At 74.3% G+C, this 8,706-nt stretch carries 9 protein-coding genes; all 9 read left to right on the top strand.

Annotated features, from left to right (window positions below; all coding sequences use genetic code 11):
• The first annotated feature begins 247 nt into the window (after positions 1-247).
• Positions 248-1,966 carry an ABC transporter substrate-binding protein gene (locus GTQ99_RS15595; protein WP_166616651.1) on the top strand — a complete coding sequence of 573 codons (1,719 nt, stop codon included), beginning with the start codon at positions 248-250 and terminating at the stop codon, positions 1,964-1,966.
• Positions 1,967-2,003: 37 nt separating this feature from the next.
• Positions 2,004-3,008: an ABC transporter permease subunit gene (locus tag GTQ99_RS15590; RefSeq protein WP_166616650.1), complete on the top strand. Its 1,005-nt coding sequence runs from the start codon at positions 2,004-2,006 to the stop codon at positions 3,006-3,008.
• Positions 3,005-3,928: an ABC transporter permease gene (locus GTQ99_RS15585; RefSeq protein ID WP_166616649.1), complete on the top strand. Its 924-nt coding sequence runs from the start codon at positions 3,005-3,007 to the stop codon at positions 3,926-3,928. Before GTQ99_RS15590 ends, GTQ99_RS15585 begins: the two co-directional genes overlap by 4 nt.
• A 5-nt stretch (positions 3,929-3,933) precedes the next feature.
• Positions 3,934-4,920: an oligopeptide/dipeptide ABC transporter ATP-binding protein gene (locus GTQ99_RS15580; RefSeq protein ID WP_166616648.1), complete on the top strand. Its 987-nt coding sequence runs from the start codon at positions 3,934-3,936 to the stop codon at positions 4,918-4,920.
• Positions 4,920-6,014, top strand: coding sequence for an ABC transporter ATP-binding protein (locus GTQ99_RS15575; RefSeq protein WP_166616647.1), 1,095 nt, complete (start codon positions 4,920-4,922; stop codon positions 6,012-6,014). The genes GTQ99_RS15580 and GTQ99_RS15575 overlap by 1 nt, the downstream gene beginning before the upstream one ends.
• 168 nt (positions 6,015-6,182) lie before the next feature.
• Positions 6,183-6,512, top strand: a complete 330-nt coding sequence (mihF, locus tag GTQ99_RS15570; RefSeq protein ID WP_166616646.1) for an integration host factor, actinobacterial type — start codon at positions 6,183-6,185, stop codon at positions 6,510-6,512.
• Positions 6,509-7,117 carry a guanylate kinase gene (gene gmk / locus GTQ99_RS15565; RefSeq protein WP_166616652.1) on the top strand — a complete coding sequence of 203 codons (609 nt, stop codon included), beginning with the start codon at positions 6,509-6,511 and terminating at the stop codon, positions 7,115-7,117. Before mihF ends, gmk begins: the two co-directional genes overlap by 4 nt.
• Before the next feature lie 60 nt (positions 7,118-7,177).
• The gene (gene rpoZ / locus GTQ99_RS15560) at positions 7,178-7,441 is read left to right on the top strand and encodes a DNA-directed RNA polymerase subunit omega (RefSeq protein WP_166616645.1); all 264 of its coding nucleotides are present in this window, start codon (positions 7,178-7,180) and stop codon (positions 7,439-7,441) included.
• A gap of 10 nt (positions 7,442-7,451) precedes the next feature.
• Positions 7,452-8,706 (top strand): bifunctional phosphopantothenoylcysteine decarboxylase/phosphopantothenate--cysteine ligase CoaBC (coaBC, locus tag GTQ99_RS15555; protein ID WP_166616644.1); only part of this gene is annotated, 1,255 nt, incomplete at its 3' end.

The raw sequence follows: 8,706 nt of genomic DNA, 5'->3' as shown, positions 1-8,706 counted from the left end.
CCCGGGCGGCGGGCCAGGATGGGCCCGCCGCGACGGCGCGGCGAGCGCGTGGAGGGTGCGGCTGAGCAGATTGCGCAGTGCCGGAGGCCCAGGTGAGGCAGTACTCACCTGCTCGGCCTTCTGTAACAACTGTGTGACGAGGGCAGGGCGGATTTGGGAAGCACTTCGCCATCGCCTAGCGTCTGCCAGCGCACGACCGAGCACGACCACCGCTGGAAGCTGGACCGGAGCCGGAACGAGGACGCAGATGTCGCCCGAGATGCACGAGAAGTCGCCCGAGCGCGCGGCTGAGCAGCACCCCACCCGCCGTGCCTTCACCGTCGCCTCCGTGGCCGCGGCGGGCCTGGCCACCCTCGGCGCCTGCGCCGAGAGCGAGCGCGACGAGGGGCAGGGCGGCGGCGAGACCGGCGGCAGCACCCGCGACACCTTCGTCTTCGGCGGGGCCTCCGACCCCGACTCCCTCGACCCGGCGTTCGCCTCCGACGGGGAGACCTTCCGCGTCAGCCGGCAGATCTTCGAGGGCCTGGTCTCCACCGAGCCCGGCACCACCGAGCTCGCCCCGTCGCTGGCGACGGACTGGACCACCTCCGAGGACGGCCTCAGCTACACCTTCACGCTGAAGGAGGGGGTCACCTTCTCCAACGGCGAGCCCTTCGACGCCGCGGCCGTCGTGGCCAACTTCGAGCGCTGGTACAACCTGCGCGGCATCGCCCAGGGCGAGGACCTCGCCTACTACTACCGCTCGATCTTCCGCGGCTTCAAGACCAACGACGACCCGCAGCTGTCCACCTCGCTGTACGCGGGCTCGACCGCGAACCCCGACGGCACCGTCACGGTCAACCTGACCGCCCCGTTCGCCGGGTTCCTCGCCGCCCTCACGCTGCCCGCCTTCGCGATGCAGGAGACCGGGGCCGTCGAGGCCGGCGGTGGCAACGGCGCCGACGGCGGTGACCCGCGCCAGAGCGCCTACGCCACCGGCGGCCCGGTCGGCACCGGCCCGTTCGTCTTCGACTCCTGGGAGCGCGGTCAGCAGATCACGCTCAAGCGCAACGACACCTACTGGGGCGAGAAGGCCAAGGTCGCCACGGCCGTGGTCCGCTTCATCTCCGACGGCGCCGCGCGCCGCCAGGCGCTGCAGAACGGCGACATCGACGGCTACGACCTCGTCGCCCCCGCCGACGTGGCCACCCTCGAGGGAGACGGCTTCCAGATCCAGAACCGCCCCGCCTTCAACATCCTCTACCTGGGCATGAACCAGGCCCTGCCGCCGCTGAACGACCTCAAGGTGCGGCAGGCGATCGCGCACGCGATCGACAAGGAGGCGGTCGTCAAGAACGCGCTGCCGGAGGGCACCGAGGTCGCCACCCAGTTCATGCCGAGCAACGTCATCGGCTTCAACGAGGACGTGACGACGTACGAGTACGACGTCGACACCGCCAAGAGGCTGCTCGCCGAGGCGGGGCAGGCGAACCTGACGATCCCGTTCAACTACCCCACGGGCGTCTCCCGGCCGTACATGCCGAACCCGGAGACGATCTACAACGCCGTCTCCCAGCAGCTGTCCGCGGCCGGCATCACCGTCACCCCGGTGGCCGAGCAGTGGAGCCCCAACTACCTGGACACCGTGCAGGGCGGCGCCACCCACGGCCTGCACCTGCTCGGCTGGACCGGCGACTACAACGACCCGGACAACTTCGTCGGCGTCTTCTTCGGCGCGCAGACCAACGAGTGGGGCTTCAACGACCCGGGCCTGTTCGAGGCGCTGGCCGCCGCGCGCACGGTGACCAGCGAGGAGGAGCAGGAGACCGCCTACCAGGACATCAACGAGCAGATCATGACGCTGCTGCCGGGTGTCCCGATCGCCAGCCCGGTGCCCTCGCTGGCGTTCGCGGCGGGCGTCGACGGCTACACCGCCAGCCCCGTGCAGGACGAGGTGTGGAACACCGTCACGGTCGCCGACGCCTGATGCCCGCACCCTCGCGGCACCGGGGGGGCGGTGCGGCGTGCTGACGCTCGTCGTGCGCCGCCTCGCCCTCCTGGTGCTCGTCCTCTTCGGCCTGTCCCTGCTGCTGTTCGCCTGGGTGCGCGCGCTGCCGGGCGACCCGGCCCGCGCGCTGCTGGGCGAGAAGGCGACGCCCGCGGGCATCGCCGCCGTCAACGAGCGCTACGGCTTCGACCAGCCGGTGTGGCAGCAGTACCTCACCTACCTCGGCCAGATCGTGCGCGGCGACTTCGGCGCCTCGATCAACACCGGTGAGCCGGTGGTCACCACGTTCTTCGAGCGCTTCCCCGCGACCATCGAGCTCTCGCTGGCCGCGCTGGTGCTCGCGATCGTGCTGGGCATCCCGCTGGGCTACCTCGCCGCCCGCCGGCGCGGCGGCTGGCTGGACAACGCCGTCGTCGGCGGTTCGCTGCTCGGCGTCGTGGTGCCGGTGTTCTTCCTCGCCGTGCTGCTGAAGTACCTGCTGGCCATCCAGCTGGGCCTCTTCCCGACCTCCGGGCGCCAGGACGCGCGCATCGACGCCACCCACGTGACGAACTTCTACGTCCTGGACGGCCTGCTGACCCGCGAGTGGGACGCCTCCTGGGACGCGCTGGTGCACCTGGTGCTGCCGGCGATCGCGCTCGGCTCGATCCCGCTGGCCATCATCGTGCGCATCACCCGGGCCTCGGTGCTCGACGTGCTCTCCGACGACCACGTGCGCACGGCCGAGGCCAAGGGCCTCTCCCGCGCGGTCATCAGCCGCCGCCACGTGCTGCGCAACGCGCTGCTGCCGGTGTCGACGACGCTGGGCCTGCAGGCGGGGGCGCTGCTGTCGGGGGCGGTGCTCACCGAGACGGTGTTCTCCATCAACGGCATCGGCAGCTACCTCTTCGACGCGGTGACCCAGCTGGACTACCCGGTGCTGCAGGGGTTCATCCTCTTCATCGCCGTCGTCTACGCGCTGGTCAACCTCGTCGTCGACATCAGCTACGGGGTCATCGACCCGAGGGTGAGGGTGTCATGACGGCGCTGGACGCGCTGACCCCGCAGGCGCCACCGCCCGCGGAGGTGACGGGGGGCGGCGGCGCCGGGCCGTGGCGCTCGGCGTGGCGGCGGCTGCGCCGCAACCCCGCCGGGATCGTCGGGGCGGTCATCGTGCTGCTCTTCGTGCTCGTCGCGGTGCTCGCGCCGCTGCTGGCGCCCTTCCGGCCGGCGACCTCGGAGTGGTTCGGCGAGGTGACGCCCACCTCGGTGCCCGGCCCCAGCGACGAGCACCCGCTGGGCCTGGACTCCTACGGCTCGGACCTGCTGACGCAGCTGATCTACGGCGCGCGCTCCTCGCTGGTCATCGGCGTGGTCTCCACGGCCGTCGGCCTGGCCGTCGGGGCCCTGCTGGGCGTCCTCGCCGGCGGGATCGGCGGCTGGGTCGACACCGTGATCATGCGCCTGGTCGACGTGCTGCTGTCCATCCCCTCGCTGCTGCTGGCGGTGAGCGTGGCGGCCCTGCTGGGCCGCAGCCCCGTCTCGATCATGCTGGCGATCTCGGCGGCCCAGGTGCCGATCTTCGCCCGGCTGCTGCGCGCCTCGCTGCTGGCCCAGCGCGGTCAGGACTACGTCGTCGCGCTGCGCTCGCTGGGCCTGCGCCAGCGGCGCATCGTCGTCGGGCACATGCTGCCCAACTCCCTGGGACCGGTGCTCGTGCAGGCCACGCTGACGTTGGCGACGGCCGTCATCGAGGTCGCCGCGCTGAGCTTCCTCGGCCTCGGCGACCCCAACCCCGCCGTCGCCGAGTGGGGGCGGATGCTCGTCACCGCCCAGGACCGCCTCGACCAGGCGCCGTGGCTGGCGCTGTACCCGGGCATCGCCATCGCCGTCACCGCGCTGGGCTTCACCCTGCTCGGCGAGGCCCTGCGCGAAGCCCTCGACCCCCGCAGCGGACGGTGACCGGAGTGAGCCTGCTCGACGTCGAGGACCTGAGGGTCCGCTTCCAGCGCAAGGGGCAGCCCGCCACGACCGCCGTGGACGGGGTGTCGTTCTCCGTGGACGCCGGCGAGGTCGTCGGCCTGGTCGGTGAGTCCGGCTGCGGCAAGTCCGTCACCTCGCTGGCGGTCATGGGCCTGCTGCCGCGGCGCGGCACGAGCATCAGCGGATCGGTGCGCTTCGACGGCACCGACCTGCTGGCGCTGTCGCCGTCCGAGCTCGCCCGCCGCCGCGGCCGCGACCTGGCGATGGTCTTCCAGGACCCGATGACCTCGCTGAACCCGGTCCTCACCCTGGGCCGCCAGCTCACCGAGGTGCTGCGCGCGCACACCGACCTCGACCGCGCCGCGGCGAAGAAGGAGGCCGTGGAGCTGCTGGGGCGGGTCGGCATCCCCGACCCGCGCCGGCGGGCGGGGGAGTTCCCGCACCAGCTCTCCGGCGGCATGCGCCAGCGCGTGCTCATCGCCATCGCCCTGGCCTGCTCGCCGCGGCTCATCATCGCCGACGAGCCCACCACGGCGCTGGACGTGACGATCCAGGCGCAGGTGCTCGACCTGCTGACCACGCTGGTGCGCGAGTCGGGGACGGCGATGGTCCTCATCACCCACGACCTCGGCGTCGTCGCCGGCACCTGCGACCGCGTCAACGTCCTGTACGCCGGGCGCGTCGTGGAGTCCGCCCCGCGCGGGGAGCTGTTCGCCGCCCCCCGCCACCGCTACACCCAGGGCCTGCTCGCGGCCGTGCCGCGCGTGGACGCCCCGGAGGGGACGCCGCTGCACCCGGTGCGCGGATCGGTCAACGACCGGCTGGCCTGGGAGGTCGGCTGCGCCTTCGCCCCGCGCTGCGCGCACGCCGACGCGGCCTGCCGGGTCCCCGACATCGCACTCAGCGGGCCGCGGCCCGAGCACACGGCGCGGTGCGTGCACCCCGCCGGGACCCCCCTGGAGGTGGCGTGATGGCGGGAGCGCGATCCGCGCAGGCGGCGCCGTCGGGCGCGGCCGCCGACGGCCCGCTGCTGTCGGTGCGCGGGCTGGAGGTGCACTACCCGATCAGGACCGGGATCCTGCAGCGCACCGTCGGCGCCGTGCGGGCCGTCGACGGCGTCGACCTCGACGTCCCCCGCGGCACCACCTACGGCCTCGTGGGGGAGTCCGGCTGCGGCAAGTCCACCCTCGGGCGGGCGGTGCTGCGCCTGACCGAGCCCACCGCGGGCTCGGTGGCGATCGGCGGCACCGACCTGCTGGCGCTCGGCGGCGAGCAGCTGCGCCGCGAGCGGCGCCGCATGCAGATGGTCTTCCAGGACCCGCTGGCCAGCCTGGACCCCCGCCAGACCGTCGAGAGCGCGCTGCTGGAACCGCTCGCGGTGCACCGGGCCGAGGGCGGGCCCTCGGCCTGGCGGGCGCGGGTGCGCGGCCTGCTCGACCGCGTCGGGCTGCCCTCGGGCGCGGGGGCCAAGTACCCGCACGAGTTTTCCGGCGGCCAGCGCCAACGCGTGGGCATCGCCCGCGCCCTCGTGCTGGACCCCGACCTGCTGGTGGCCGACGAGCCCGTCTCCGCCCTCGACGTGTCCGTGCAGGCGCAGGTGCTCGTGCTGCTGGAGGAGCTGCAGCGCGACCTGGGCCTGACCTACCTCGTCATCGCCCACGACCTCGCGGTGGTCAAGCACGTCTCCACCACCGTGGGCGTCATGTACCTGGGCGCGCTCGTGGAGGAGGGCACCAGCTCCGGGCTGTACGCCCGGCCGCTGCACCCCTACACGCGGGCGCTGCTGTCGGCGGCGCCGGTGCCCGACCCCGTCGCCGAGGCGAGCCGGGAGCGGATCCTGCTCTCCGGCGACCTGCCCAGCCCGGCGGACCCGCCCTCGGGCTGCCGCTTCCGCACCCGCTGCCCCTGGGTGCAGCCCACCCGCTGCGCCGACGAGCGCCCGCTGCTGCGCGTCGTGGACGGGCACCCGCCCACGCAGAAGGTGGCCTGCCACTGGGCCGAGGACATCGAGGCGGGGCGCCTGCAGCCGCGCGGGTCCGCCCGCCCGGCCGCACCGGCGGCCTGAGAGCCGCCGGCCCGCGACCCGGCCCGCACCGGCGGCGACGGCGGGGGAGACCCCGCCGTTGCCGCTGGTGCAGGTGGGTCGCTAGGTTCTGCGGCACCCGATGATCCGCTGACCCGCCGATCCGCTGCCCCAGTGGACGAACCCCGTGGGACCAACCGAGGTGAGACCGTGGCTCTGCCGCCCCTGACCGCCGAACAGCGCGCCGCTGCGCTCGAGAAGGCGGCCGCCGCCCGTCGTGAACGGGCCGAGGTGAAGAACCGCCTCAAGTACGCCGGCGGGAGCCTGGAGGAGGTCATCAAGGAGGGCCAGGAGAACGAGGTCCTCGGCAAGATGAAGGTCTCGGCGCTGCTGGAGTCCCTGCCCAACGTCGGCAAGGTCCGCGCCCGCCAGATCATGGAGGAGATCGGCATCTCGGAGTCCCGGCGCGTGCGGGGCCTGGGCGCGCACCAGATCGCCGCGCTCGTCGACCGCTTCGGCACGGCCGGGAGCGCGTCCTGAGCACCTCGCAGTCCCCCGCAGGACCCCCGGCGCCCGGCGGGGGCGAGCCGGCCCGGCTCACCGTCCTCGCCGGCCCCACCGCCGTCGGCAAGGGCACCGTCTCCGCCGACCTGCGCCGGCGCTACCCGCAGGTGTGGATCTCGGTCTCGGCCACCACGCGCCCGCAGCGGCCCGGCGAGGTCGACGGCGTGCACTACCACTTCGTGACCGAGGACGTCTTCGACGGCTACGTCGAGCGCGGCGAGCTGCTGGAGTGGGCCCGCGTCCACGGCCGCCACCGCTACGGCACCCCCCGCCGCCCCGTCGAGGAGGTCCTGGCCTCCGGGCGCCCCGCGCTGCTGGAGATCGACCTCGCCGGCGCGCGGCAGGTGCGCGCGGCGATGCCCGCGGCGCGCTTCGTCTTCCTCGCCCCGCCCAGCTGGGAGGAGCTGGTGCGCCGGCTGGTGGGCCGCGGGACCGAGACGGAGGAGGAGCGCGAGCGCCGGCTGGCGACCGCGCGCGTCGAGCTGGCGGCCGAGCCGGAGTTCGACGTGACCATCTACAACGACGACGTCCGGCGCGCGACCGACGAGCTCGTAGGATGGATGGGTCTGCCCGCCTCCTGACGGGCCGTCCCGGCGGGCTCCCGGCCCGCGGAGCCGCACACCGAACCGAGGAGACACACCGTGGCTGGAACCGTCGCGTCGCCCGAGGGCATCACCAACCCGCCCATCGACGACCTGCTGACGGCTGCCGACTCCAAGTACGCGCTGGTCATCTACGCGGCCAAGCGCGCCCGGCAGATCAACGCCTACTACTCCCAGCTCGGCGAGGGCCTGCTGGAGTACGTCGGCCCGCTCGTCGAGACCCACGTGCAGGAGAAGGCGCTGTCGGTGGCCATGCGCGAGATCAACGAGGGGCTGCTGACCTCCGAGCCCATCGAGCAGTGACGCGCGCGCGGTGAGCGGAGGCACCACCCCCCGGCCCCGGGTCGTCCTCGGCGTCGCCGGCGGCATCGCGGCCTACAAGGCCGCGCTGCTGCTGCGCGAGCTGTCCGAGTCCGGCCACGACGTCACCGTCGTGCCCACGGCCGCCTCCGAGCACTTCGTCGGCCGCGCCACCTGGGAGGCGCTGTCCGGCAAGCCGGTGGCCACCGACGTGTGGAGCCGCGCCGACGAGGTGCCGCACGTGCGGCTGGGGCGCCACGCCGACCTCGTCGTCGTGGCGCCCGCGACGGCTGACCTGCTGGCGCGCGCGGCCCACGGCCTGGCCGACGACCTGCTGACCAACGTGCTGCTGACGGCCACCTGCCCCGTGCTGCTGGTGCCCGCGATGCACACCGAGATGTGGCTGCACCCGGCCGTGCAGGACAACGTCGCGCTGCTGCGCTCGCGCGGCGCGACCGTCCTGGACCCCGCCTCCGGGCGGCTGACCGGCGCCGACACCGGCCCCGGCCGCATGCCCGAGCCGGGCGAGGTCGCCGCCGCCTGCCGCCGCCTGCTCGGCTCCGGCGCCCGCCGCCGCGACCTGGCCGGGCGCCGCGTCCTCGTCTCCGCCGGCGGCACCCGCGAACCGCTGGACCCGGTGCGCTTCCTCGGCAACCGCTCCTCCGGCCGCCAGGGCGTCGCGCTGGCCGCCGCGGCCGCGGCCCGCGGCGCCGACGTCGTCCTCGTCGCCGCCCACCTGGAGGTGCCGGCCCCGGCCGGCGTCGAGGTCGTGGCGGTCGGCACCGCCCGCGAGCTGGCCGAGGCCGTGCAGCGGCGCGCGGGCTCCGCCGACGTCGTCGTCATGGCGGCCGCCGTCGCCGACTTCCGCCCCGCCACCCGCAGCGAGGCCAAGATCAAGAAGACCGACGACCCGGCCGGCGACCCCGTCGTGGTGCTCGAGCGCAACCCCGACGTGCTCGCCTCCCTCGTGGCCGCCCGCGCCGGCGCCCGCTCGCCCGTGCTGGTCGGCTTCGCCGCCGAGACCGGCGACGCGAGCGGCACCGTCCTCGAGCACGGCCGCGCCAAGCTGGCCCGCAAGGGCTGCGACCTGCTCGTGCTCAACGAGGTCGGCGAGGGCAGGGGCTTCGCCACCGCGACGAACGCCGTCGTCCTGCTGGGCGCCGACGGCAGCGAGCGCGAGGTGCCCGAGGCCAGCAAGGACGTCGTCGCCGACGCGGTCCTGGACGCCGTGGTGCCTATGCTGGCGCCCGCTCCCGGCGCGCCCGCTG

This window comes from Kineococcus vitellinus (assembly GCF_009906315.1).
Lineage (GTDB): Bacteria > Actinomycetota > Actinomycetes > Actinomycetales > Kineococcaceae > Kineococcus > Kineococcus vitellinus.
Note: the sequence above shows the minus strand (reverse complement) of the source record. Positions and strands in the feature narration are given on the sequence as shown.

What these genes read in the sequence shown, in the direction of transcription:
- GTQ99_RS15595 (WP_166616651.1), top strand. Translation starts at nt 248, where the DNA reads ATGTCGCCCGAGATGCACGAGAAGTCGCCCGAGCGCGCGGCTGAGCAG.
- GTQ99_RS15585 (WP_166616649.1), top strand. Translation starts at nt 3,005, where the DNA reads ATGACGGCGCTGGACGCGCTGACCCCGCAGGCGCCACCGCCCGCGGAG.
- GTQ99_RS15575 (WP_166616647.1), top strand. Translation starts at nt 4,920, where the DNA reads ATGGCGGGAGCGCGATCCGCGCAGGCGGCGCCGTCGGGCGCGGCCGCC.